Here is a 25,506-nt window from a genome sequence, read left to right on the forward strand (position 1 = left end):
TCCTAAAATTTCAAAAATTAAAATTCAGCATTTCCAACAGTTCTTGGGAATGGAATTACGTCTCTTATATTTTTCATTCCAGTTATATACATTACTGCTCTTTCAAATCCAAGACCAAATCCTGAGTGGACTACAGATCCATATCTTCTTAAATCAAGATACCAATCATAAGTGTCCATATCCATTCCAATGTTTTGCATCTTTTCTTCTAGAACGTCAAATCTGTGTTCCCTTTGGCTTCCTCCAATGATTTCGCCAACACCTGGAACTAGAAGGTCCATAGCTGCTACAGTTTTCTTGTCTTCATTTTCATACATATAGAAAGCCTTGATTTCCTTTGGATAATCAGTTACGAAAACTGGTTTCTTGTAAACTTCTTCAGTAATATATCTTTCATGTTCTGTTTGTAGGTCAATTCCCCAGCTTACAGGATAATTAAATTCCTTATCAGCCTTTTCAAGAATTTCAATAGCTTCTGTATAAGTTATTCTTGCAAACTCGTTATCAACTACATTTTGTAATCTTTCTAATAGACCCTTGTCAATGAAGTTGTTAAAGAATTCCATTTCTTGTGGTGCATTTTCAAGGACATAAGAAATAATATATTTTAACATTTCTTCTGATACGTCCATATTTACATTAAGATCAGCAAAGGCCATTTCTGGTTCAATCATCCAGAATTCTGCAGCGTGTCTTTGTGTATTTGAATTTTCTGCCCTAAATGTAGGTCCAAAAGTATAAATATCTCTAAAGGCTTCTGCAAAAGCTTCAGCTTCTAGTTGACCAGACACTGTAAGGTGAGTCTTTTTATCGAAGAAGTCCTTTGAGTAGTCAACTTCAGTAGGTTCTGATTTTGCAATTTTATCAATGTCAAGAGTTGTTACTTGGAACATTTCTCCTGCTCCTTCAGCATCTGATGTTGTGATAATTGGAGCATGGACGTAAACAAATCCCTTTTCTTGGAAGAACTTGTGAATTGCATAAGCAATTAGTGATCTTACTCTAAAGACAGCATTAAATGTATTTGCTCTTGGACGTAAGTGAGCTATTGTTCTTAGGTATTCCATTGTGTGTCTTTTCTTTTGAAGTGGATATGATGGATCAGATGAACAAATTGCTTCTATCTTACTTGCTTGTAATTCATAAGATTGGTTTTTACCAGGTGACTTAACAATTTTTCCACTGATTTCTAAAGAAGAGCTTATTGGAAATTTTTCAACTTCATCAAAGTTTTCTAATTCTTTACCATAAACTACTTGAATTGGTTTAAAAACTGTTCCATCAGTGAGTTCAATAAAACCGAAGTTTTTTGAAGCTCTAGATGTTTTTACCCAACCACTTAATACTATTTCTTTATCTAAAAAATCCTCTGGATTTTTAAAAATTTCTCTAATGCTAATTGACATAATTCCTCCTAATTTTCAATTTCTTACTTAATTGTTAAGTATATAATTAAATGCTCTATTTGTCAATTTAACTCACTTTAAACTGTCTAAGTAATCTTTTATTTTTCTTTCATAGCCAATATTTTTTGGCTCATAATATTTTCTGCCCTTAAAATTATCTGGCATATATTTTTGGTCTACATAAGCATTCTCATAATCGTGAGGATATAAGTATTTTTCATCAGTTTCATTGTTTGGGTTTCTTTTATCCCTTATATACCTGGGTATATCAATGTTAGTTGAATTTCTCACATCCTCCATGGCCTTATTTATTCCTGCATAAGCTGCATTGGATTTTTCTGATGATGCTAAATAAGTTGCAGTTTGGGCTAAGATAATTCTGGCTTCAGGCATTCCAACAGCATTTATATTGTTAAAACAAGCCGATGCAACTTGAATTGCTTCTGGATTTGCATTGCCCACATCTTCTGAAGCAAAAATTATAAGCCTTCTCGCAATAAATTTGATGTCCTCTCCGCCTTCAAGCATCTTTGCAAGATAAATTAGGGCGGCATTTGGGTCTGACCCCCTCATGGACTTTATAAAGGCAGATATAGTGTCATAGTGCTCATTATTATTCTTATCGTACCTAACATTTTTTATGAGAAGAGAGTTTTCTATTACATCTTTATCTAAAAATATTTTTCCATCAACTTCATCTGTTGATAATGCAGCAATCTCTAAGCTGTTTAAGAGATATCTACCATCTCCATTTGAATTTTTTATTAAAATATTTCTTGCCTCTTCAGTGATTTCTATATTTTCCCTTCCAAGTCCACGTTCCTTATCAGCTAAAGCCATATCCATCATTTTTTCTAAATCCTTGTTTTCTAGAGGATATAAATTTATTATTTGCATTCTCGATAAGAGAGCTCTATTGACTTCAAAATAGGGGTTCTCTGTTGTAGCACCTATTAGACTAATAACTCCTCTTTCGACAAAGGGTAGGAGAGCATCTTGCTGGCTCTTGTTAAATCTATGGATCTCATCAATAAAAACTATTGTTGATACATTATCAAACTTCATAGAGTCTTCCGACTTTTTCAAAACTTCACGAAGCTCCTTTAGGTTAGATGTTACAGCAGATAATTTAACAAAATTTTTATTAGTTGTTCTAGCAATTATCTCTGCAAGAGTTGTCTTACCAACTCCTGGTGGACCATAAAACAATACAGAAGTTAGCCTATCACTTTTTATAAGCCTGGAAAGATACTTGCCCTCTCCTATAATATGATCTTGACCAAAAAATTCTTCCAAATTTCTTGGTCTCATCCTATCAGCCAGAGGTGCTTGACTTTCTAAATTTTTTTGCATGCTAAGTTCAAATAAATCCATATTAATTCTTCTTTTTTACAAAATTCTCAAGCTCATCAACAAAGGATTGAAGATCTTTAAATTCCCTATATACAGATGCAAACCTAACATAAGAAACCTCATCTAGGTCCTTTAGTTCTTCCATTACCATCTCTCCAACTTCAAGAGAACTAATTTCTTTCTTCATAGAGTTTTCGATTTTCTTTTCTATATTGTTTACAGCATCTTCTATATCAGCAGCAGACACAGGTCTCTTCTCACAAGACTTTATCATACCTCTGATAATTTTCTCTCTGTCAAAGGCCTGTCTGTTTCCATCTTTCTTAATTACCATAATTGGTGATTGCTCAATTTTTTCATAAGTAGTGAATCTCTTTTGACAGTTTAGACACTCGCGCCTTCTTCTTATAGTATTACCTTCATCAGTTGGCCTTGTGTCTAAAACCTTAGAGTCACCATATCCACAAAAAGGACACTTCATTATTCTCACCTCATTTAAATAAGGCCCTTAAGGACCATTAAAATTATAATATCACTTAAAATTTTATTAATCAATTCTAAGAAAGCATAAAAAAAGCTGAGCCACTAGGCCCAGCCAATTTTTATATTTTCTTTTAATTTTATGACATACTTTGTGCAATATTTAAGAATATGGTAATAAATACTGAGTTTGTAATGTCGATAGCAAAAGCTCCAACCATTGGAAGTATAAAGTATGCTTTTGGTGATGGACCAAATCTTTCAGTGATTGAGTCCATGTTTGCAAGTGCGTTATAAGTAGCACCCATACCAAATCCACACATACCACCAGAAAGTACTGCTGCGTCGTAATTTTTACCCATTGCCCAGAATGTAACAACATAAGCAAAGAATAGCATAAATGCTGTTTGAGCAAATAGGATAATAAGCATTGGTCCTGCAACTTCCTTAAGGTCAATTAGGTTGATGTCGATTAATGCCATTACTAGGAATACATTTAGTCCAACGTCTCCACAGATAGAGTTTGCTCTTTGGTTAACCATTAGACGTCCTTCTTTACCAATTGTATTAACAAAGATACCTGCTATAATCATTGAAGTTACATAAGCTGGTAAGTTTAATTCTTTGCCCATAATTGATACGTGAGTTCTAATGAATTCTTGTAGAATTGAACCAAATCCAATTGAAACGAAAATAAGTCCAAGAACTTTAATAAAGTCTCCAGCTTGTAGAGGTACTACTCTTTCGTAGCCTTCACCAGCATTGTTCTCTTCCAAGTGTTCAAGAACATCATCGTAGTTTGAAGATTTTGTTTTATTTCCAGAAAGTTTGTTTCTGCTAATAAGTGTTGATCCAACAGGTCCTCCAATTAGAGATCCCATGATAACACCGAAAGTTGCTGCTGCAAGTCCAAAAGTCTTCGCATTGTCAAGACCAAGTTGAGCGAAGGTACTTCCCCAAGCTCCAGCTGATCCGTGACCACCAACCATAGTAACTGAACCACAGATAAGTCCAAGTAGTGGATTTTGTTTTAATACCTTAGCAAGAACTAGTCCTATTGTATCTTGTCCTAGAACTAATATTGCTGAAATTAACCAGAATATTAAGAATCCTTTTCCACCCTTTTTCAATGTGTCAAGGTCTGCCCCAACACCAATAGCAGTAAAGAATACCATCATAAATGGATTTTGTAAGGCTTGATCAAATTCAAAAGTTGCAATTCCACCAACTTGTAATAAGAATCTAATGATTGCAAATAAGAATCCCCCGATTACTGGTGCTGGAACACAGAATTTTTGAAAGAAGTAAACCTTATTTCTTAAAAATTTACCTATGTAGTAAACCATGATTGCAAATCCTACCGTTTGCATTAAGTTAAATGATAAATTCATTCTTCTCCTCCTTTATTTTTTTCTCACAAAGAGTATTATAACAAAAAAATATTTAAAATAACAATATTTTTTTATTTTTATCATTTGTTTAATTTTTTTAGTTTTTTTTAATTATTTAATAAATTATAGATGATTTCTAACACTTTTCGTAAGCATAATTTTTTAGTTAGTTGAGTGAATATTCATGCCTAATTTTTAAAAATTTTAAATCAATAAGAAATTTTTAAAAAAGAAAATTTTATGTCATAAAAACATTTTCACAACTTGCAATAATGTATTCTCTTTTAAACCATTTTACTTAAAACGAAAAATAAATTTATTGTAAATTATATAAAATTTCTTTTCTATAATCCTAATTACTTCTATTGAATAAAAGCATACATATGAAAAAACTATTTATCTCCAGTAAGTTAAGAAAAATTCTATTTTAAAAAGCTAACAAATCTCTTTTATTATTTTGCACTTATTTGCCTCTCCTGGTTTTGTTTTTATTTATTTTTTAGTTTGTGACTAATTTCTTATAAGTTCTATTTTTATAATAAAAATATCTGTTAAAGATTTACTCCCCAACAGATATTAAGACATTAAAAAAGGACATTGTCTCCAATGTCCTAAATCTTAAATTAAATTTATTTTCTATTAATTCTTAAGAAAGAAGGGATTTTAAGTTCTCCATTATCTTCATCATCATCATTTTCAAGGGATTCAATGGGAGATTTTTGGTTAAGTTCAACTTTCTTATCTTTCTTGTCTTTCTTATCTTCTTTATATTGGTCAAATTCAGTTGCTATAACTGTAATCTTAACTTCGTCTTTAAGTGTTTCATCAATACCTGCACCAAAGATAATGTTAGCATCTTCAGATACACAGTCTCTAATAAGGTCTGCTGCTTCATTAACTTCGAAGATACCAAGATCTGAACCTGCTGTAATATTTAGAAGAACAGATTTTGCTCCTTCAATAGAAGTTTCTAGTAGAGGAGAGTTTATTGCAAGTTTAGCTGCTTCAGTAGCTCTGTCATCACCAGATGCACGGCCAATACCCATGTGAGCAATGCCCTTATCATACATAATTGTCTTAACGTCAGCAAAGTCAAGGTTAATTAGGTTAGGAACAGAGATTAAGTCTGAAATACCTTGGATACCTTGTTTTAGTATGTCATCTGCCATTTCAAAGGCTTGTGAGAAGCTTGTCTTTTTATCTGCAATGCTAAGAAGTCTGTCGTTTGGAATTATAACTAATGTATCAACCTTTCCCTTAAGAGCATTAATACCTGATTCAGCAGATTTTGCTCTCTTTCTTCCTTCAAATGTAAAAGGTTTTGTAACAACACCAACAGTAAGTAGACCTAACTCTTTTGCAACATCTGCAATAACAGGAGCTGCACCAGTACCAGTTCCTCCACCCATTCCTGCAGTGATAAATACCATATCAGCGCCATCAAGAGCTTCTCTGATTTCATCTAAAGATTCTTCAGCAGCTTGTTCACCAATTTCTGGATTAGCACCTGCTCCAAGTCCCTTAGTGATTTTTTCACCTAATTGAATTTTTGTTTCAGCATTTGAATTTTTAAGTGCTTGTCTATCTGTGTTAAATACTAAAAATTCAACGCCCTTAACTCCAGCTTCAATCATTCTATTAACAGCGTTGTTTCCGCCGCCACCAACGCCAACTACTTTAATTTTGGCAAAATCGTCTTGGTCCATATCGAATTCCAACATAAACATCCTCCTCGTATACTAATTAATTATTTTTATATTCATTACTATCATTTTATAGAAATACTGTTAAATAGTCAATATCTAAAGGTCAATTGTGACCTTTAATTTGCGTTTTCGTCAAGCTTATTTATTTCTCTATAAGATTTATTTTTCTCTTCATCTTTAATTGAAGTTTTTTTCTCTTTTTCATCTGACTTTTTATTATCTTCCCCGTCAGTAATAAGTATTGGGCTTTCACCCTTTTCCATTTGAATTATGATGGCATTCTTATTTGTTGTACTTATATCCTTAAGTATTAATGAAAGCATCTTGAGTTTATAATCAACATTAGAATAGGATCCAAATTCAATTTTAATTCCGTCAACTGTCGTAAAAGTTGAAATAGAATCTAAAAGTTCAATATCCCTTATGTTTCCATGAAGCGAATATTCATCTTGTCTTAGGGACAATAAAAGATTTCTTTTTTCTTGGTCCTCTGAGTTAGTTAAAATATAATTCCCGGCTTGAGGGTTCTCTACATTAAAGCCTGACAAATTAACCAAGTTATCAGATTTTTTGTCTGAATTTTCAAGAATCCTAAATTTATCATCAACTAACAAATATTCAGTAGATTCCAATTGATAGTAAGGAAGTCTTTCTTTCACCTTTATGGTAACTTTTCCTCTAAGGTTATAGGAAATTTTGGCATCCTCTATATAAGGGATGCTTTCTAATTTTTCTATCCTGTCTTTTTTTGATATTACAAAAAATTTGCTTCCCTTTTGAAGTTGAGAAACTTTTTTTATCTTGCCTGCACTAACATTTTGATTGCCCTCTATGTTAATACTTTTCACATTAAAAAAATTTGAATTTTTAAGGGCAAAAATTATTAAAAATATGAAGGAAAAGAATATGAAAAATCTGCTAAAAATCCTAAAATATTTTCTTTTTTTATTCAGTTTTCTTTTTTTCTTTTCCATCTTTTTCATAAAATCACTCTATAATCATATCAACAATTTTTGAAACAGCATCTAGGCTGGCAAGTTTCTTTGAGTTTTCTGCCATTTTATTTCTTTCATTATTATCATCAAGAATTTTATTAATTTCATTTAAGAGACTTTCTCCATTTAAGTCCTTTTCTTCAATAACTGAAGATGCACCCATACCCTTGTAACTCATTGCGTTATAGTATTGGTGGTTTCCTGCAGTATAGGCCTTTGGAATTAAAATTGATGCTATGCCAAGGGCTGATATCTCTGCAAGGGTCATAGCTGATGACGAAGCTATAACTAGATCTGCGCTGGATAAATAATCATAAACCTTGTGAGTATAATCAAGGATTTCCACATTGTCTGGAAGGTCAGGTGCCTTTTCCATGAATCCATCATAATGTTCTCTACCTGTTACATGAGTTAGTTTAAAGGGAAGACTTTCATTTTTTCTTAGGATTTCTAATATTGCATCGTTAGTAGATTCTTGTCCACCAGAGCCTCCAAAACAAAATACAAATTTCTCATCTTTTTTTATATTTAATTCTTTCCTCGATTTTTCCCTGTTTAAGTGGAAAAAAACATCTCTTACAGGGTTACCAGTAAAGATAATATTGTCATTATCTAGATATTTTTTTGCTTCTTCAAAGTTAATAAAGACATAATCGGCCTTTTTAGCAAGGATTTTATTGGTCTTGCCTGGATAGGCATTTTGTTCTTGAACTACTGTCTTTATTTTTTTCTGTTGAGCCTTAAAAACTATTGGTGCACAAACATATCCACCAGTTCCAATGACAATATCTGGTTTAAAATCATTTAATATTTTATTACATTCTCTTAATCCTTTCATTAGGTTAAAGAAGGTAATAACTGTGTCCTTATTTAATTTTTTTCTCGGAAGACCAGAAATATCAATGCCTTTAAATTCAAAATTATATTTTTTTGCCAATTCTTCTTCTAAAGAATCTTTTTTTCCAACATAGAGAATTTCTGCGTCCTTGTCTTTCTTTTTTATCTCTTCTCCAATAGCAAGTGCTGGGTATATATGTCCCCCAGTACCTCCGCCGGATAAAATATATTTCATACTGTGCCTTCTTTCGAAATCTTTAATAAAATAGCTGTTGATACAAGTGCCATTACAAGTGCTGTACCTCCATAGGAAATAAAAGGTAAGGTTATACCTGTTACTGGAAGAATTTTTGCGCAAACTCCCATATTAAAAAAGGCCTGGATTCCAATGTAGGTTGTCATGCCAATAGCAGTGAATTTATCAAAATAATTTGTGGCCTTAAAGGCTATCATGTATCCCCTATAAATATAAATTATAAATAATAATATTACTATAAAAGTTCCAATAAAACCAAATTCTTCTGCTATTACAGAAAAGATAAAGTCTGTATAAGCTTCTGGAAGGTTTGTATACTTTTGTCTCGATCTAAATAAACCTACTCCAGAGTAACCTCCCAAAGCAAAGGCATAAAGAGATTGCCTTGATTGATAGAGGGCAGCCGATTGGTAGTCTGTTGAGTCAGACACAAACCCAAAAATTCTCATAAGCCTAAACTTATTTTCTGGGTCCATTAAAATTACAAATATAAGACCTATACCTAATACAACTAAGAATAAGAATTGTTTTTTATTTATTCCAGCCGCAAGAAGTATGGCAAATAGTGACACACCAATAACAACCGCTGTTGAAAAGTCCTTAATCATAATTGGTCCAACAGATATACCCATTATAGCAACTGCTATTAAAAATATTTTTCTGTCTTTTAAGGAATAAATATTTCTCGCCAAGTATTTTGATAAGTAAATTATTGAAGATAATTTTAAAATATCTGAAGGTTGAAACCTTAATATTTTAAGATCTAGCCACCTTACTTGTCCCTTCGACTTGTCACCAAGTGGAGACCACAAGAGTAGTATTAAAACGATACTTACTGGAAACAACCAATCTATATTTTTATAAATTACTGCTCTTGGCATCTTTAAAATCAATAAAAGAGCAATAATTCCTATTATTAAAAAGCCAGATTGTCTTGCCAAGTAGTGAAAGCTATTTAAATTATATTTTTTTGCAGTTGGAAAGGAAGCTGAAGTAACTGCTATAAGACCAATTACAATAAGAAACACTGTGGTCAAAAGCAGCATCAAATCAATATCTTTTATTTCCTTTTTTAACTTCATCTACATCAACTCTTTGACAAGGTCCTTGAAGTGTTGACCCCTTATTTCATAACTTTTATACATATCCCATGAAGCACACGCAGGTGATAAAAGAACATCGTCTCCACTTGAAGAAAGTTTCCTAGCAAGTTCTACAGTTTTTTTTAAGTCTTCAGTAATGTAAAACTCTACTCCAGATTTTTTACAAGAATTAGAGATTTTTTCTGCAGTTTCTCCAAATAAGATTGCTGTCTTTATTTTATCTTTAGACTTTTCTATTAGATTATCAAAATCTGCACCCTTGTCGTATCCACCAGCTATCAAGACTACGTCTCCATCCATAGCAGCAACAGCTACTTCTGTTGAATCTGGATTAGTTCCCTTGGAGTCGTTATAATATTTTACTCCGTCAACTTCTCTTACAAATTCAATCCTGTGTTCTACTCCTGTAAAAGAAAGAATGGATTTTTTAATAAGATCTAGGTCAATATTTAGAAGTTTACAAGCAATAATAGCTGCCATAATATTTCTTACATTATGGTCTCCAGGAATTTTTATGTCTTTAATATCTAAGACTTCTTCTGTCTTTTCTCCATTATTAAAATAAATTTTTCCATTATCAACATAAGCTCCCTTATCCCCTATCTTTTCCATAGAAAAATAATATTTTTCTGCCTTGAACTTATATTCTTCAGCAAGATCCTTATCTTCATAGTTTAAAATTGCAAAGTCATTTTCGTCTTGATTTTTAAAGATTTTAAATTTTGCATCTACGTAATTTTGTCTTGTCTTATGCCAGTCTAAATGATCACTGGTTACATAGGTTAAGACTCCTATGTGGGGCTTGAAATCAATTGTGTCTTCTAGTTGGAAGGATGATGCCTCTATTACTACATAATCATTATCACTTGCTTCTTTAGTGATTTCAAGAATCCCTCTTCCAATATTTCCTACAACATAAGTCTTTGCTACTCTTTTTAGAATATCTCCAAGAATTGTAGTTGTCGTCGTCTTGCCGTTTGTACCAGTAACTGCAATTACATTTTCAGTTTTTAAATTTCTATAGCTAAGTTCAATATCTGAAATAATCTCTATGTTTTTCTCTCTGGCCTTTTCTAAAAGTTCATGGAAAGGATATATTCCAGGACTTTTAACTATTAAGTCAATATAATCAAGGTCTTCTTCCTTAAAAATTATAAAATCTTCTTCTACATTTAACTTATGAAGGTCTTGATTGCTATCGTAAACATAAATCTTGCATGGAAATTCTTTTAAAAATTTTAGGGCCGTCTTTCCAGTGACCCCAAAACCCATAATTAAAATATTTTTGTTTTCTATCATCTTAAATCACCTAAAATAATATTAAGTAAGAAATCACACAAAGTATAATTTCTACTAATGAAAATACTGCTACTATCTTTTTCTCATGCCATCCCTTGTGTTCAAAATGATGGTGAAGTGGTGACATAAGGAAAACTCTCTTTCCCCTAGTTTTAAAGCTAATTACTTGAATTATAACTGAAAGTGTTTCTATAAAGTAAATTCCACCTGCAATAGGTAAAATTAAGGGCACATTTAAAAGAAATGCTATGGCAGAAATTGCTCCACCTAAGGCAAGAGATCCTGTGTCTCCCATAAAAACTTTTGCTGGAAACTTATTGTAGTATAAGAATCCCATTAAAGCACCTGCTAAGGCAAGGCAAAATAGAGAAATTTCATATCTTTGAAATTTAGCTGCAACAATATTAAAAAATATTAGGCAAATAATTGTCACGCTTGTTGAAAGTCCATCTAAACCATCAGTTAAGTTTACTGAATTCACTGTACCCACAATTACAAAGATAACAAAGGGAATATATAAAAATCCTATGGACCTATAGTCTTTTAAAAAGGGAATATATAAATCTGTCCCCATTCCTTTAGAATTGTATTGGTATATTATTAAAATAACTGCAACTAAAATTTGAAGGAGTAACTTTTGATAGGCACGAAGTCCTAAGTTTCTCTTCATTACAACCTTGATGTAGTCATCAATAAAACCAACTGCTCCAAAGGCAAGAGTTGAGAATAATATCATTAAAACTGAAACTTTAAAGTTTGCTGTTATAAGACTTGTCACAATAACAGATGCTAAAAATATTAATCCACCTATAGTTGGAGTCCCACTTTTAATTAAGTGAGACTGGGGTCCATCTTCTCTTATACTTTGTCCTGCGTGTAAACTTTTTAATATGGGAATTATAATTTTTCCAAAAATTATGGAAAGAACAAATCCCAAGCCTATATTAATTACATAATTCATCGTTTTTTAACCTAATTCCTTTTATTGTTTCTATTTTCCTTCTTATTATTTGTGTTTTTCTTAGATTTTTTAATATCTTTTTTATTTCTTTTATCTTTTTTTGAATTTTTATTTTCTTCTAAGTTTTTCTTGTTTTTTAAATTTGTTTCATTAGAAGAGTTATTAGTATTTTTATTAGTTTCGTCACTTATATTTTCTTGGTCTATTTTTGAATAGTTAAGAGTTACACTTTCATTTCCACTTAACTTTTGACCAGGTCTTGGACTTTGCGATATAAAGTCGCCATTTCCCTTGATATTATACTCTAAATTCATGGAATTTAAAATAGATTGGCTTTCTTTTCTAGTCTTCTTGCTAAAGTCTGGCATTATTAAAATACCACTGTCCTTATCATTTACAGCTAGATCAATTATAGTGTCTTTTAAGACATAAGAGCCTGCTGATGGACTTTGATTAGCGACAACAGAATATGGTAACACATTTTCTGAATTGTTGTTAAACTTAAGTCCAGAATCAATTAAAATCTTTCCTGCATCTTCAAGAAGGAGTCCTCCTACATTTGGAACAGAAATAAACTCATCTTTTTCATCAACTTCTTCAGTTTTTTGAATTTTCATATAGTTAAGAGACTTTTCCAATACATCTTGAACTACTGGAGCTGCAACTACACTACCAAGTATCCCTCCCTTAGGATTGTTAATAACTACAAGAACTGTTAGCCTTGGGTCATTAAGTGGTGCTACGCCAACAAAAGATGAGTTATATGCTTCAAGATAACCTGTAGGTGTAGCAATATTTGCAGTACCAGACTTACCACCAACTATATAACCTGGAACCTGAGCGCGTTTACCTGTACCATTTTCCACTACTCTTCTCATCATCATCTTCATTTTACCAGAAGTTTCTTCTGAGATTACCCTTCTCCTAAGTTCAGTCCTCTTTCTGTCAATTACATTTCCATTGGCATCTACCATTTCTTTAATAAGTGTTGGTTTATTTAAATAACCACCATTGGAAATTGCACTTACTGCATTTATAAGTTGTAAGGGAGATACAGCAATTGAGTGTCCATAAGACATTGTTGCAAGGTTAACCTTGCCTATATCTTTATAAGACCTTGGAACTATACCAGTTGATTCCCCATAAAGCTCTATTCCAGTTTTTTTACCAAAACCAAAAGCCTTTATGTATTTAAGAAACTTTTCAGCTCCTAGGTCTCGACCAACTTGGATCATAGTCATATTACATGATTCTTCTATTGCCTTTGCAAGGGTCTTTTTTCCTCTAGTGTTACTAGTACAAGTTAATTTGTTGTTGCCCATTACCATAGCCCCATTACATACATATTGGGAGTCTGGTTGAGCTGCATTTTCTTCTATAGCAGCTGCTGCTGTTATAAGTTTAAAGGTTGAACCTGGTTCATACTGATCGTTGACGTTAAAGTCTCTCCAGTTATCATAGAGAATTTCCATTTTTTCTTCTTCAGTTAACTTATCCCACTCTTCTTCTTGTTTTTCATTTAAAGGAGCCCTAGGATCATTTAAATTGTAGTCATCTTTAGTTGTCATAGCTAAGATTTCTCCAGTCATAGTATCCTGAACTATGATAGAAACCTTATCTGCCATATTCTCTTTTTTTGCATTCAAAGCTGCAGTTTCTGCAAACTGCTGGATATTTGAATCTATGGATAAAACCACTGAGTAACCTTCTTTAGGTGCATAAGTTTCTTCATCTGTTAGTGGAATTTTGTTTGATGCATTATCCTTTAATGAAACATTCTTACCAGAAATTCCTGATAACTCTTCATCATAGGATGCCTCAATCCCATATTGGCCCACATTCTCATCATTTGTAAATCCAATAATATAGGATGCCAAATTGTTAAAAGGATAAAGCCTTCTAGTTACATCGTCAATAGACATAGGAATGAGGTTTGATTTTTTATTATCTTTTTTTTCTTTATTTTCCTTGATAATTTTTATTTGCTGGTCCTTAAGTTCTTGGGCCTTGCCTCTTTCAATGTTAGTTGCAAGCCTTACAACCTTGTCGCCCTTCATCTTAGATCTTATTTCCTCGTAATCTACACCTATTGTATCAGAAATAATTTTGGCATCTTCATCATAAAGTTTTTCTTTTCTATTTTCAAAGTCATTTTCACTTTCATTTTTTCTCTCTTTTAAATAATCCATGTTATAAAAAACATTACATTTAGTGACATTGATCGCCATTTCTTTATTATTTCTATCGTAGATTATACCCCTGTTAGAGTTTATAACTTCAGTCCTAGTTAGTTGGTTTAAGGCTGAAATAGTCAGTTCTTCTGACTGAACTATTTGGATCCACAGAAGTTTACCAATTAATATTACAAATAAAAAAGCTAGAAAGATAAAAAATACAAATATGAATCTGTTGGCATTATTTGTCTTTGCCTTAAATCCACCTCTATTTTTTCTATCTCTAGCTTTTCTTTTATTAGTTTTCAATTATATCCCCCTAATCTCTTGTAAAAGACCTAAGGACAGAGACAATTGGACTCAAAAATACGTTGTAGTTAATGTCTGCCAAATTTTCTTCTTCCCCTGAATCAATGTAAACTATTTGGTCTTCAGAAGGATAAACCATACCAAGCTTATACATTGCTTCTTCTGCTATCTGAGCAGATGATTTTACAGCTTTAATATCGCCTACAAGAGTTGTTTTTGTTTTATTTAATTCTTCAATTTCAGCCTTTTGCTTAAGGATTTCCCTGTCAAGACCTGCAATCTGTGAATACATAATGAGTACAGCTGCAAATACCATAATGACAATTGCCATAGTCAAAATAAAAGGCTTGTTTTTTAAAAGTTGATTTCTATATATATTATAACTTTTATTTGGATTTTTAGTTAATCTTTTTGCCATTTTACACCTCTAATTTTTCGGCAATCCTTAATTTGGCTGAATGAGACCTGTTGTTTTCTTTTAACTCGTCTTCACTTGCAGTTATAGGCTTTCTTGTTATAATTTTAATTTCTTTTTTCTTGTCACAAGTACAAATTGGTGCAGATGGAGGACAGATACAATCTTTTTCCAAATATTTAAAGGAATTTTTTACTATTCTGTCTTCTAGTGAATGAAAAGTTATAATTGCAATTCTTCCACCTGGGTTAAGTCTTGTTACAAATCTTTCAATAGAATCTTTTAGAACTTCAAGCTCTTTATTAACTTCAATTCTTAAAGCCTGAAAAGTTCTTTTGGCTGGATGGGGTCCATTTCTTCTAGCACCTGCAGGAATAGCTTTTTTTATAGTTTCAACAAGTTCAAAAGTAGTTTCAATTTCCTTGTTCTTTCTCTCATCTACAATGAATTTGGCAATCCTTGCTGCCCACTTCTCTTCTCCATATTCCTTTATAATTCTTGTAATTTCGCTTTCACTGTAGTTATTTACAATATCTCTTGCAGAAATTTCAAGGTTTTGGTCCATTCTCATGTCAAGTGGAGCATCAAACCTATAAGAAAAGCCTCTCTCTGGATTATCAAATTGATAGGAGGAAACTCCAATATCAAGTAAGACTCCATCAATCTTATCAATTCCAAGTTCATCAAGAGCTTTTTCATAATCTATGTAATTTAAGTTAAAAAATTCTACGTTTTTATATGCTGAAAGTCTATCTTTAGCAACTTCAAGAGCTTCTGTGTCTTGATCAATGCCAATTAAAAGTCCAGTCCCCTTTAATTTTTTAAGAATTTCACGGCTATGACCTGCACCACCAAGAGTTCCATCGAGGTAAATCTTTCCCTCTCTAACATTTAATCCTTCAATTGTCTCATTTAAAAGAACACTTTTGTGTGCAAATTCCATTATATTCCCAACTCCGACATTTTTTCAGCAAGCTCTTCATAGGATAGAGCTTCTTCTTCATTGTACTTATTCCAGTTTTCTTCTGACCAAATTTCCGCCCTATTTGAAAGACCTATTATTACGCACTTGTCAATAAGGTCTGCATATTCTCTTAGGTGCTCTCCAATTAATACACGTCCCTGCTTATCAAGTTCACAGTCAACGGCACCTGAGAAAAAGGTTCTCACAAAAGACCTAACAGCCTTGTTAGTCATTGGAAGTTCCTTTAGTTTATTCTCAATTTTTTCCCATTGGTCACTTGGATATAAAAATAGACAGTCATCTAGACCCTTAGTCATAACAAATGATGAAAGGTCTTCTCTAAACTTTGATGGAATTGTTACTCTTCCCTTGGGGTCGAGATTGTGTCTGAATTCACCAATTAACATAAATATTCTCCACTTTATTCCATTTTAACTATTTTTTACTCCACTTTGTTCCACTTAAGTTAATTTTACTACACAAAGTCCCCATATTCTAGTCTTTTAATTAGTTTTAACAAAATAGGACTATAGGCCCTAAATTTTTATTTATAATAAATAATGTTTTCATAAAATACAATTTTTCTTGTCAGTAAAACGAATTTCTAATTTTTTTAATAATCAATCTTAAAAGTAAATTTATAATTAATTGCAAAAAATAAATTTTTGCACAAAAAAAATCGACTATCTCTAGTCGATTAAATCTTTTTATAAAATTATTTTCTTCCAATGAAATAAAAATCAGATCCTTGTCCTAATTTTGAATGAACTCCATAATCAAATCCATGAAGCTCCATTATTGTCTTCACAATATAAAGTCCAAGACCAGTTCCTATTTCAGGTCTTGTGTGGTTGTCACGAACCCTATAGAACCTATCCCATATTCCCTTTACATCTTCTTCGCTAATTCCTATTCCCCTATCAATACAGTGAAATTCAGTTTTATTTTCGTCGCCCTTTATGACTAATTTTATTTCCTTATTGACTGGTGAATAATTTATGGCATTGTTAATTAAATTATAAATTACCCTGTTTATTTTAGACCTATCAGCTAAAATTCTTGTATCTCCAGAAGCCTCAATAGTAAATTTGTATTTTGCAAAATCCTTATTAATCTTAAACCTATCCAGGACTTCTTCCACAGATTCTCTAAGATCATATTCCTCTTTCTTTATCTCTTCCAAGTTAGATTCGATCTTTGACAAGTCTAACAAGTCATTTACAAGAGCTGTTAGCTTGTCGGCCTCACTAATTATTGTCTCCAAGTGTTTGTTTCTCAAGACTTCGTTGGAACCTGATATATCTCTAATCATTTCACCGTAGGACTTTATAACTGTCAAAGGGGTCTTTAAGTCATGACTGACATTGGCCACAAGATCTTTTCTCATTTCTATTGTCTTTGTAAGTTCATTTTTTGCATAGTTAAGAGTATTGGACAAATCGTCAATTTCTGTGTATTCGCCCTTCCTAAATTGAACCTTGTAGTCACCCTTGGCAAGCTCCTTGGCAGTATTTGACATCCTAACAAGAGGTCTTGAAAGTCTTTTCGATACAAAATATGCTGTGATGGATGCAAAAATCAGTGACAAGAAAGAAATTATTATAAGAATCCTTCTAATTACATCAACTGTTGCATCCACTGGCTTCAAAACTGAATTTATATAGAGGTAATAGTCTTCTCCATCAGTTTTTCCAAGATAGCCTGCATAAATTATTGATGGGTCCTTAAGATTTTCATACCTAACTGTATAAATTTTATAAGTTCTATTGTCTCTACTTAAGGATCCAAAAAATTTATCAAAATTTTCCCAAATCATCCTTGGTCTTTCTACAAACTCATCAAAAAGTCTTAAGGGAAAGACCCAAGCACCATTTTCATCGAGAACTTTTATCTCAAGTCCCTTAGTGTTGGCATAGTTTGAAAGTTTAGTTTCAAAATCTTGAGACTTGTATTCACTCCTAAGTTCGTTACCAACCTTTGTGACTTCACGAATTTTCATTGTTTCATAAAAACTAGAAAGAAATACTGTTTGAAAGAGCCAAATAGAAATTAAGATTAGTCCAGCAAAAAAGACAAAATACTTCCACAGCTTAAATAATATGCTGTTTTTATCAATTTTTATCCTCTTCACTTCTTTAATTTCTCGTATCAAACTTGTATCCCACTCCTCTTACTGTAATAATAAATTTTCTATATTCTTTTATAGAGTTTCTAAGCATCTTTATATGAGTATCAACTGTCCTATCTTCCCCATAAAAATCATAACCCCACACTTGATTTAGGAGCTTATCACGAGATAGGGCAATATTTTTATTTTTTACCATGTAAACCAAGAGGTCATATTCCTTTGGAGTAAGGTCTACTATTTCATCATCTACAAAAACGACACGACCATCTAAGTCAATTTTTAGCCCCTCAAATTCCATGGCTTGATTTTCTTCAACCTTGTTATTTCTATTTACAATAACATTTAGCCTTGCCATTAATTCCTTTGGAGAAAAAGGTTTTGTGACATAATCATCAATTCCAATTTCAAATCCAAATAATTTATCATATTCCTCGCTCCTTGCTGATAGCATTAAGACAGGAATATTTTTTATCTTTTTTATTTCCTTGTAGGATGAAAAGCCATCAAGTCTTGGCATCATTATATCCATGACAATTACATCGAAGTCTTCTTCTTTAACCTTATCTATAGCATCAAGACCATCTACAGCTTCAACTACTTCGTGACCTTCAAACTCTGCGTAGGTTCTTATAACTTCTCTTATGCTTTTTTCATCATCCACTACTAAAATTTTAAACATTTTATCACCAACTTCATTATAATAATAATTTGTGAATTTTTGATGAAGACTTTGTTAAGCCTCATCTTATAATTTATTTATATTTACTCAATTATATCAATAAGCAAAAAATTTTGTGCAAATCTTTTTTATTAAATGAAAAATAAAAAAGCCTGCAAGAAGATGATATGTACACATCAAAATCTTACAGACTTGTAAATTTTTATTAAATTATACTTTGAATAATTTTTGATCCAGCTATGATAGTTCCAATTGATGAACCTAGGTTAGCAAGGATTACAACTAATAAGGCCTTCAAAAACTTGTTGTGGATCCATGACTTAATATTAAAGATATCATCTGGAATATTATTTACGTCCTCAACTGTTGGCTTCTTTAGGCTTGCTTCAACTAAACCTGCGAACCAACCACAAGCAAGTACAGGGTTGATTGAAGTAAAAGGAGCAGCAACAAAAGCTGTTAAAACACTGAGTGGATGTGGAAGACATAGGGCTGTAAAGATTGCTGCAAAGACAGAGTTAAATATAAACCAAGATTTTATTTGTGAAAATCCTGTATCCATACTTTGCTTAAAGCCCAGTACAATTAAAATTACAATTAGGGCTGGTATAATCCAAGGAAGCAGTTTTCCCATAAAAGACTTTGGTGGAACCTTATCAAGTTCTTCTATGTCTTGGTCCTTAAAGACCTCTTCTTCAACTCCTGGAGTATGAGCAGCACCAAGGATTGCTACAACTTTATTACCTGGAGCATTTTTAATATTGTAAGCAAGATACTTATCTCTTTCATGTAAAAGAGTCGCTGCAATTTGAGGGTAGTCCTTACCCATATCTTCTATGGCAAGCTCAAGATTGTCTCTTTCGATTAATCTTTGAAGGTCTTCTTCAGACACATCTTCATCGTCATCAATAGACATTAGTGAGAAGAATAATTTTATTTTTTCAAAGAATCCCATCTTTCTCCAAATTCTCATAAAAGTTGTTTGGATACTTCTATCAGCTAGGACCAAATTAATTCCCATCTCTTCGGAAGCCTTCATACCTTCCATCATTTCTTGTCCAGGTTTTGTCTTTAGTTTTTTTGCAATATTTTTTTGATATGATGAAAGGATGAGGTTAGCAATTAAAAGCGTAACCTTCTTCTCCTTTATAATATCTATAATATTTGTATTTTTCCAAGCCTCAGGATTTTTTAAATTTTTATACCTTTGGTCATCAAGCTCAATGCAAATTGAGTCAGGATTTTCTTCTTTTATAGTTTCCCTGACTAAATTAACACTTTCTTGAGAAACGTGAGCCGTAGGTATTAAAATAATTTCCTTTCCTTGGTAATCTATTCTAATTAATTGTTCCTTCATTTTTCTCCTAAAAAGAGTTTATTCTTTTTCTTCACTTATGGTGTAGGCTTTTTCATCTACACCCCTATAATAATTTGTAGTTAATTTCTTTTCTTCAATTTTTTCTGTCATAAGTATTTTGTCATTTGCTTTAAACTTATTAAGTCCATCTTCGTTTATTATTTCATATCCCTTTAAATAATTAATTGATGAGTTTAAAATATCAAGACAAAGGGCATTTAATATGTCTTCTTGGCTGTCATTCTCTTCCTTATCTTTTGAAGAATTATCATCAGTCAAATTTTTATTTCTAAAATTTGTATTTACACCATAAATATTTTCAGACACTTCTAATAGATTTTCTTCTTTTTTTAAAATTGAATCTTTTTCATCCTTTAACCTGGAAATCTTTGAAGAGTCATTTAATAAAATGGACTTAAGTAAATAATTATCACCATTTAATAAATAGTCTACAAGTCCAAGATTCTCATAAGCCTTGATATTGTGCTTTCCTATAGATTTATTTAAGTTGTAAGTATAATATGAATCTATAAAAAATGGCAGAATAGATAAATTATCTTCAATGTCCTCCATACTTAAGTCCTTATCTATAAAGTTTCCATTAAGAGGAAGGTAGGAATTTGTTTTTTCTCTTGATAATTCAAAAGACTTAAAACTTTTATTTTCTTCAAATGAAATTTTTGAATCTTCCAATTCCTTATTTAGGCTTTCTATCTCTGCGGATTTATTTTTCAAAACATTAAACTTCTCTAGTTCATTCTCAATGACTTCAAGTTTTGTATTCTTCAAGTTTATATCCTGACTTAGGTTTTTTAACTTATCTTCACTTTTGTCTTTTTTGTCTATTAAAGAAGAGTTTTCCCTAGTTAAATTAAAATATGAAGACTCCATTTTTTTTAAATTTGAAAAACCAAGATAAAAAAGTATTAAACTTAGAATAATAAAAACAAAAGAAAAAAATGCTTTTATATTTTTACTCATCTTTACCACTCTTCTCTAAGGCCTTAATAATCCCATAATTTTTGTAATATTCAGAAACTTTCTCATCGAGAAAGTCTTTTAAATATCCTAGTTTTTCTGAAGACAAGTCACCTGTTTTGTATGACTTTTTCTCCATCTCTCTATAAATATTTAACAAGTTATTTAGATCAACATAGACTTCAGATAAATTTACCCTTTCATCTTCCATAAAATTATAGATACTTGAAGAATATATAGAAGCATAGAATACAAATAAATTTAACTCATGAGAAGGGCTATTTTGATTTAATATATAAGATGCAAATCCATCTACATCTTTAAAAAGACCATCAAGTCCTAAATCCTTATAAAGGTTTTTACTTTTTTCAAGACTTCTTTCCCTACTAATAGTTAAGAAGTCATCAACGGCCCTGTCATAATTTTCTTTTTCATAAATATTTGAATTAAAGAAAGCTCCATAGGCCTTAAGTCTTTCCCTTACTTCAGACTTAATCGCCTTATTTTTTTCTTCATAATCTTTCTTGATGTTTTTTATTTCATCAGTTTTATTAGCTTCAAATTGATAGCCATATTTTTCGTAAAAATCTTGTGACTTTAAATTAAACTTTATATCTAAGTTATCTATTTCCTTATCCAAATCCTTAGATTTATCTTCCAAGACTTGTATTTCTTCCATTAGCTTTTTATTTTCAGCAATTAATTTGTTAGAAAATTTTTTATTAGCTAATGAATATAGAAAAAATAGTGAGGACAAAATTAGGATCACTATAGAAAAAATATAGAGAACCTTTTGCCAATTTTTGCTAGTCATCTTTCACCTACATTTTTTCAAGAAGAATGCTGGCTCCACTTATTTGTCTATTTTTGTTGTCAATGCTTCTAAGAATAATAAAAGATAGAATAAAGGATAAAATTCCCATTACTAAAGAAAGTACATCTTTATTTCCTAAACCCATCTTATTGAAAAAATAATTAGAAATAGTAATTGCTGACATAAATAGAACGAGTGGCAAGCCATAAACTAAAAATTTATAAGAAAGCACTGACTTGTCATTGGTTTTTATCTTTACTATATCTCCAACCTTGGCAGAAATAGTATTGTTAAACTCAAAGAGCTCTTGTTCTGATTCAGCACACTTAGCGTTACAAGCCTCGCACGATTCTCCGCAGGCACTTTCTCTAGTAAATTCTACAAAAATTTTGTTTTCTCTTTTAGCTCTTACAATTCCAATGCTTTCCATATAATCACCTTTTCTTATTCTTCAATTACCTTGATATGAACTTCTTCTAATTGTTTTTCTGTAAGTTCTGTTGGTGCACCTGTTAATAGACAAGTTGCAGCTTGAGTCTTAGGGAAGGCTATAACGTCTCTTATGCTCTTAGCTCCTGTAAATAACATTACAAGTCTATCTAGACCATATGCAAGTCCTCCATGTGGTGGAGCTCCATATTTAAAGGCGTCAAGAAGGAAACCAAATTTTTCTTTAGCTTCTTCTTCTGAAAGTCCAAGAGCTTCAAACATTTTTTCTTGAACCTCTGGGTCGTTAATCCTAATACTTCCTCCACCCATTTCATCGCCATTGATAACAATGTCGTAGGCTTTTGCTCTAGCATTTTCCTTATCACTTACTAATTTATCTACGTCCTCATCTAGTGGGCTTGTGAAAGGATGATGCATTGCAACATATCTCTCTTCTTCCTCATCATATTCAAATAATGGGAATTCTGTTATCCAAACAAGTTTATAGTCATCTTCATCTATTAGGTCCATGTCTCTTGCAATCTTGTTACGAAGGTTACCTAGACCACTAAATACTACAGAGTTTTTATCAGCTAGGATTAAAACTAAATCTCCTTTTTTTGCATCAAAGGCAGAAATAATTTCTTGTATTTTTTCTTCTGAAATGAATTTAGAAACTGGTGAATCAATTTCATCATCAACTCTTATCCAAGAAAGTCCCATAGCCTTAAAGTCCTTTACAAAGGATTCTAATTTTTTAACTTGCTTCTTAGAGTAGAAGTCACTTCCACCATCAACTTTAATTCCTCTAACGCTTTTGCCCTTTTCAGTGTTTCCTTCAAAAACCTTAAAGCCACAATCTTTTACTATTTCAGAGATATCCTTTAGTTCCATACCAAATCTTAAGTCTGGTTTATCTACTCCAAACCTATCCATTGCTTCAGAGTATTTCATTCTTTTAATTGGAAGTTCAATGTCCTTATTAATTACTTCTTTGAATAATTTTTGAAGATATCTTTCGTTAAGACTCATTACATCTTCTTCATCTACAAAGCTAAGTTCCATGTCAATTTGAGTAAACTCAGGTTGTCTATTGGCCCTTAGGTCTTCGTCTCTAAAGCATTTTGTAATTTGAATATATCTATCAAGTCCTGCCACCATAAGTAACTGTTTCATTAGTTGTGGTGATTGAGGAAGGGCATAAAATTCTCCAGGATTAACCCTACTAGGAACTAGGTAGTCCCTTGCTCCTTCAGGAGTTGGCTTAGTTAGCATAGGAGTTTCAACTTCTATAAATCCGTTTTCATAAAAGAAGTCACGAGTAATCTTATAAATCTGTGAACGAATCATGAGATTTTTTTGCATACTTGGCTTTCTTAAATCAAGAGTCCTATATTTAAGTCTCATGTTTTCAGAAACATTATCATTGTCCTTAACATAAATAGGTGGAACTTCTGATTCACTTAAGATTTTAAGTTCTGTTGCTAAGACTTCAACCCTACCAGTTTCTAATTCTTCGTTAATTGAAGATCTCATACGAACTTGTCCCTTTACAGCAATTACAAATTCTCCACGAAGGTGAGATGCCTTTTCCAAAAGTTCATCTGATGAAGTATCATCGAAAACAATTTGTGCAATTCCACTTCTATCTCTTAAATCAACAAAAACTATAGATCCAAGTGACCTTTGTTTTGCCACCCAACCCATTAGGGTAACTTCTTTTGAAATCATATCTTCTGAAATCTCATTACAATAATTTGTTCTTTTGAGATTTCCCATTTTTTCAGCCATATTTCCTCCTAAAAATTAAACTCCAAGCCTCAAATGGTTTGGAGCTTATTCCTTAATATTTTTATAATCGATTAGCCTTTAATATAGTTTTTTACCATAAAATTCTATTTTAATTATAAAACAAGGCCTTTAAAAATTCAACTTTAACAGATTCTCTTGTCTATTCTATGAGAAAAACCTTCTATGTCTTTAACCTTATTTTCTCTCAAAAGTTTTTCTTTTACAAAGCCTGCTCCCTTATCCATTCCTTGGCAGCCTGCAAGGAGTAAGACATCATCATTTTCTAACAAGTCAATTGATTCATTGACTGATTCTTCTAAAGTCTCGTAAATTTTACACTCAATATTATTTTTTTCTAAAATATCTTTAAAAACTTTTAGTTCTTCATCAGTGACCCTGTCCTTTTCCTTGACAGTATCTATTGACAAAGTCGCTGAAATACTTTTAGGTTTTAAAATCTTTATCCACTTGACTAGTCTTTCTGTAATTTCACGATTTACTTCAACCCCTCTTTTGCCCCTAATTGCATAAAGGATGTTTAGATTTTTATAGTCCATTTCCTTTAAAGTTTCCATTGTTGCATCAATGTTTTTTTCATTGGCAAAGTGGTCGTCTAAGATTTTAAATTCTTCGTCAAAGATTAATTCAAATCTTCTCTCCACTCCTTTAAAATCTTTTAAGGCTTTTTTAATAATTTCTATATTAATTTCAAGACATAGGGCAACTATTATTGCAACAATAGAATTCATCACTGATGAATAACCAACTGATCCCAGTTCAATTTCAAATTCAGATTTTTCTAAGATAAAATCTTTTATTCTTATATCCCTATTAATTGTAAAAACAAATTTCCCCTTGCCTGTTGAAAGGTCAAGGTCTTGAATTCCAAAATCAGCTTCATTATTTTCTAGTGAAAAGCTAAGGACTTGTGCTTTCGTCTTGTCTTTCAAAGAATAAATTTTTTCATCATCTGAATTTAAAATTGCAAGTGCATCTTCTTTTGCATGTCTAATAAGTCTTGATTTAAACCTAAAATAATTATCAAAACTTCCATGTTGATCAATGTGTTCTCTACCAAGATTGTTAAAAGTCACTATGTCAAAATCAATGTTCTTATTTCTATACAGTTCTTGGGCAGATGATGAGACTTCCATTGTCACATCAGTTACGCCACTATCCTTCATATCCCTAAAGTAAGACTGAAGAGTTAAGGATTCTGGAGTTGTGAGTACAGAGGGAATCATAACATCATCATATCTTGTTAAAACTGTGCCTATCATTCCAGTTTTTCTCTCATCTTCTTCTAATATTGAATCAACCATAAAAGCAGTAGTTGTCTTACCATTAGTTGCAGTGATACCAATTACTTTCATATCTTTTGATGGATCTTCATAAAAATTTGTGGCCATATCTGCAAGAGCAATCCTAGAATTTTTTACTCTTATTTGTTTAATCTCTTCATCAGAATAATCTTCAACTACAGCAATTTCTGCTCCCATTTCTTTTGCTTTTTTTATAAATTTATGTCCATCTGTGACATAACCCTTTATGGCAACAAAAATACCGCCTTCGACTACATCGTCTGTGTGAAAGGCGATATTTTTTATTTCCGTTTCTTTATCTATTTCATAGTTTGCATCAACAATGTCTAAGTTATTTAAAATTTTTCCTAATTTCAAAA

General features: G+C 31.8%; 22 protein-coding genes. All 22 read right to left on the reverse strand.

Annotated elements, in window-relative coordinates; all coding sequences use genetic code 11:
- Positions 1 to 17: 17 nt before the first annotated feature.
- On the reverse strand, positions 18 to 1,406 hold the full coding sequence (gene asnS / locus I6I93_RS00475) for an asparagine--tRNA ligase (protein WP_112890319.1): 1,389 nt from the start codon (positions 1,404 to 1,406) through the stop codon (positions 18 to 20).
- 72 nt (positions 1,407 to 1,478) lie between these two features.
- Entirely contained in the window at positions 1,479 to 2,780 is a 1,302-nt protein-coding gene (locus I6I93_RS00480; protein ID WP_112890320.1) for a replication-associated recombination protein A, read from the reverse strand.
- Between the two features lies 1 nt (position 2,781).
- Positions 2,782 to 3,240, reverse strand: a complete 459-nt coding sequence (nrdR, locus tag I6I93_RS00485) for a transcriptional regulator NrdR (protein WP_112890321.1) — start codon at positions 3,238 to 3,240, stop codon at positions 2,782 to 2,784.
- A gap of 139 nt (positions 3,241 to 3,379) precedes the next feature.
- Complete coding sequence (gene gltS / locus I6I93_RS00490; protein WP_112890322.1) at positions 3,380 to 4,630, reverse strand: sodium/glutamate symporter; 1,251 nt, start codon at positions 4,628 to 4,630, stop codon at positions 3,380 to 3,382.
- A 629-nt stretch (positions 4,631 to 5,259) separates the two neighbouring features.
- Positions 5,260 to 6,351 (reverse strand): cell division protein FtsZ, encoded by a 1,092-nt coding sequence (gene ftsZ, locus I6I93_RS00495; RefSeq protein ID WP_112890323.1) that lies wholly within the window; start codon positions 6,349 to 6,351, stop codon positions 5,260 to 5,262.
- A 101-nt stretch (positions 6,352 to 6,452) separates the two neighbouring features.
- Positions 6,453 to 7,319 carry a cell division protein FtsQ/DivIB gene (locus I6I93_RS00500; RefSeq protein WP_112890324.1) on the reverse strand — a complete coding sequence of 289 codons (867 nt, stop codon included), beginning with the start codon at positions 7,317 to 7,319 and terminating at the stop codon, positions 6,453 to 6,455.
- Between the two features lie 4 nt (positions 7,320 to 7,323).
- The gene (gene murG, locus I6I93_RS00505; protein WP_112890325.1) at positions 7,324 to 8,403 is read right to left on the reverse strand and encodes an undecaprenyldiphospho-muramoylpentapeptide beta-N-acetylglucosaminyltransferase; all 1,080 of its coding nucleotides are present in this window, start codon (positions 8,401 to 8,403) and stop codon (positions 7,324 to 7,326) included.
- Positions 8,400 to 9,506 (reverse strand): FtsW/RodA/SpoVE family cell cycle protein, encoded by a 1,107-nt coding sequence (locus I6I93_RS00510; RefSeq protein WP_112890326.1) that lies wholly within the window; start codon positions 9,504 to 9,506, stop codon positions 8,400 to 8,402. The genes murG and I6I93_RS00510 overlap by 4 nt, the downstream gene beginning before the upstream one ends.
- Positions 9,507 to 10,826 carry a UDP-N-acetylmuramoyl-L-alanine--D-glutamate ligase gene (gene murD, locus I6I93_RS00515; protein WP_112890327.1) on the reverse strand — a complete coding sequence of 440 codons (1,320 nt, stop codon included), beginning with the start codon at positions 10,824 to 10,826 and terminating at the stop codon, positions 9,507 to 9,509.
- A gap of 10 nt (positions 10,827 to 10,836) precedes the next feature.
- Complete coding sequence (gene mraY / locus I6I93_RS00520; RefSeq protein WP_112890328.1) at positions 10,837 to 11,787, reverse strand: phospho-N-acetylmuramoyl-pentapeptide-transferase; 951 nt, start codon at positions 11,785 to 11,787, stop codon at positions 10,837 to 10,839.
- A gap of 11 nt (positions 11,788 to 11,798) precedes the next feature.
- Positions 11,799 to 14,270: a penicillin-binding transpeptidase domain-containing protein gene (locus I6I93_RS00525; RefSeq protein WP_112890329.1), complete on the reverse strand. Its 2,472-nt coding sequence runs from the start codon at positions 14,268 to 14,270 to the stop codon at positions 11,799 to 11,801.
- Between the two features lie 10 nt (positions 14,271 to 14,280).
- Entirely contained in the window at positions 14,281 to 14,688 is a 408-nt protein-coding gene (locus I6I93_RS00530) for an FtsB family cell division protein (protein WP_112890330.1), read from the reverse strand.
- A 1-nt stretch (position 14,689) separates the two neighbouring features.
- Positions 14,690 to 15,628, reverse strand: coding sequence for a 16S rRNA (cytosine(1402)-N(4))-methyltransferase RsmH (gene rsmH, locus I6I93_RS00535; RefSeq protein ID WP_112890331.1), 939 nt, complete (start codon positions 15,626 to 15,628; stop codon positions 14,690 to 14,692).
- Positions 15,628 to 16,056, reverse strand: a complete 429-nt coding sequence (gene mraZ, locus I6I93_RS00540) for a division/cell wall cluster transcriptional repressor MraZ (protein ID WP_005956849.1) — start codon at positions 16,054 to 16,056, stop codon at positions 15,628 to 15,630. The genes rsmH and mraZ overlap by 1 nt, the downstream gene beginning before the upstream one ends.
- 308 nt (positions 16,057 to 16,364) lie before the next feature.
- Positions 16,365 to 17,801, reverse strand: a complete 1,437-nt coding sequence (locus I6I93_RS00545) for an ATP-binding protein (protein WP_112890332.1) — start codon at positions 17,799 to 17,801, stop codon at positions 16,365 to 16,367.
- The gene (locus I6I93_RS00550) at positions 17,785 to 18,456 is read right to left on the reverse strand and encodes a response regulator transcription factor (RefSeq protein WP_070701648.1); all 672 of its coding nucleotides are present in this window, start codon (positions 18,454 to 18,456) and stop codon (positions 17,785 to 17,787) included. The genes I6I93_RS00545 and I6I93_RS00550 overlap by 17 nt, the downstream gene beginning before the upstream one ends.
- 205 nt (positions 18,457 to 18,661) lie before the next feature.
- Positions 18,662 to 19,813 (reverse strand): TraB/GumN family protein, encoded by a 1,152-nt coding sequence (locus tag I6I93_RS00555; RefSeq protein WP_112890333.1) that lies wholly within the window; start codon positions 19,811 to 19,813, stop codon positions 18,662 to 18,664.
- Between the two features lie 18 nt (positions 19,814 to 19,831).
- Positions 19,832 to 20,794 carry a hypothetical protein gene (locus I6I93_RS00560; protein WP_112890334.1) on the reverse strand — a complete coding sequence of 321 codons (963 nt, stop codon included), beginning with the start codon at positions 20,792 to 20,794 and terminating at the stop codon, positions 19,832 to 19,834.
- Positions 20,787 to 21,605, reverse strand: a complete 819-nt coding sequence (locus tag I6I93_RS00565; protein ID WP_112890335.1) for a hypothetical protein — start codon at positions 21,603 to 21,605, stop codon at positions 20,787 to 20,789. Before I6I93_RS00565 ends, I6I93_RS00560 begins: the two co-directional genes overlap by 8 nt.
- Positions 21,606 to 21,612: 7 nt before the next feature.
- A complete protein-coding gene (locus tag I6I93_RS00570) occupies positions 21,613 to 22,035 on the reverse strand; it encodes a SoxR reducing system RseC family protein (RefSeq protein WP_112890336.1) in 423 nt (140 codons plus the stop codon).
- A gap of 14 nt (positions 22,036 to 22,049) precedes the next feature.
- Entirely contained in the window at positions 22,050 to 23,825 is a 1,776-nt protein-coding gene (gene aspS, locus I6I93_RS00575; protein ID WP_112890337.1) for an aspartate--tRNA ligase, read from the reverse strand.
- Positions 23,826 to 23,968: 143 nt separating this feature from the next.
- Positions 23,969 to 25,504 (reverse strand): Mur ligase family protein, encoded by a 1,536-nt coding sequence (locus I6I93_RS00580; protein ID WP_112890338.1) that lies wholly within the window; start codon positions 25,502 to 25,504, stop codon positions 23,969 to 23,971.
- Positions 25,505 to 25,506 lie beyond the last annotated feature (2 nt).

It is taken from the genome of Peptoniphilus harei (assembly GCF_016726485.1).
Lineage (GTDB): Bacteria > Bacillota > Clostridia > Tissierellales > Peptoniphilaceae > Peptoniphilus_A > Peptoniphilus_A harei.

Bases quoted from the DNA above. Each gene is read 5' to 3' on its own strand.
- asnS (WP_112890319.1), bottom strand. From the start codon at position 1,406: ATGTCAATTAGCATTAGAGAAATTTTTAAAAATCCAGAGGATTTTTTA.
- I6I93_RS00480 (WP_112890320.1), bottom strand. From the start codon at position 2,780: ATGGATTTATTTGAACTTAGCATGCAAAAAAATTTAGAAAGTCAAGCA.
- nrdR (WP_112890321.1), bottom strand. From the start codon at position 3,240: ATGAAGTGTCCTTTTTGTGGATATGGTGACTCTAAGGTTTTAGACACA.
- gltS (WP_112890322.1), bottom strand. From the start codon at position 4,630: ATGAATTTATCATTTAACTTAATGCAAACGGTAGGATTTGCAATCATG.
- ftsZ (WP_112890323.1), bottom strand. From the start codon at position 6,351: ATGTTGGAATTCGATATGGACCAAGACGATTTTGCCAAAATTAAAGTA.
- I6I93_RS00500 (WP_112890324.1), bottom strand. From the start codon at position 7,319: ATGAAAAAGATGGAAAAGAAAAAAAGAAAACTGAATAAAAAAAGAAAA.
- murG (WP_112890325.1), bottom strand. From the start codon at position 8,403: ATGAAATATATTTTATCCGGCGGAGGTACTGGGGGACATATATACCCA.
- I6I93_RS00510 (WP_112890326.1), bottom strand. From the start codon at position 9,506: ATGAAGTTAAAAAAGGAAATAAAAGATATTGATTTGATGCTGCTTTTG.
- murD (WP_112890327.1), bottom strand. From the start codon at position 10,826: ATGATAGAAAACAAAAATATTTTAATTATGGGTTTTGGGGTCACTGGA.
- mraY (WP_112890328.1), bottom strand. From the start codon at position 11,787: ATGAATTATGTAATTAATATAGGCTTGGGATTTGTTCTTTCCATAATT.
- I6I93_RS00530 (WP_112890330.1), bottom strand. From the start codon at position 14,688: ATGGCAAAAAGATTAACTAAAAATCCAAATAAAAGTTATAATATATAT.
- rsmH (WP_112890331.1), bottom strand. From the start codon at position 15,628: ATGGAATTTGCACACAAAAGTGTTCTTTTAAATGAGACAATTGAAGGA.
- mraZ (WP_005956849.1), bottom strand. From the start codon at position 16,056: ATGTTAATTGGTGAATTCAGACACAATCTCGACCCCAAGGGAAGAGTA.
- I6I93_RS00550 (WP_070701648.1), bottom strand. From the start codon at position 18,456: ATGTTTAAAATTTTAGTAGTGGATGATGAAAAAAGCATAAGAGAAGTT.
- I6I93_RS00555 (WP_112890333.1), bottom strand. From the start codon at position 19,813: ATGAAGGAACAATTAATTAGAATAGATTACCAAGGAAAGGAAATTATT.
- I6I93_RS00560 (WP_112890334.1), bottom strand. From the start codon at position 20,794: ATGAGTAAAAATATAAAAGCATTTTTTTCTTTTGTTTTTATTATTCTA.
- I6I93_RS00565 (WP_112890335.1), bottom strand. From the start codon at position 21,605: ATGACTAGCAAAAATTGGCAAAAGGTTCTCTATATTTTTTCTATAGTG.
- I6I93_RS00570 (WP_112890336.1), bottom strand. From the start codon at position 22,035: ATGGAAAGCATTGGAATTGTAAGAGCTAAAAGAGAAAACAAAATTTTT.
- aspS (WP_112890337.1), bottom strand. From the start codon at position 23,825: ATGGCTGAAAAAATGGGAAATCTCAAAAGAACAAATTATTGTAATGAG.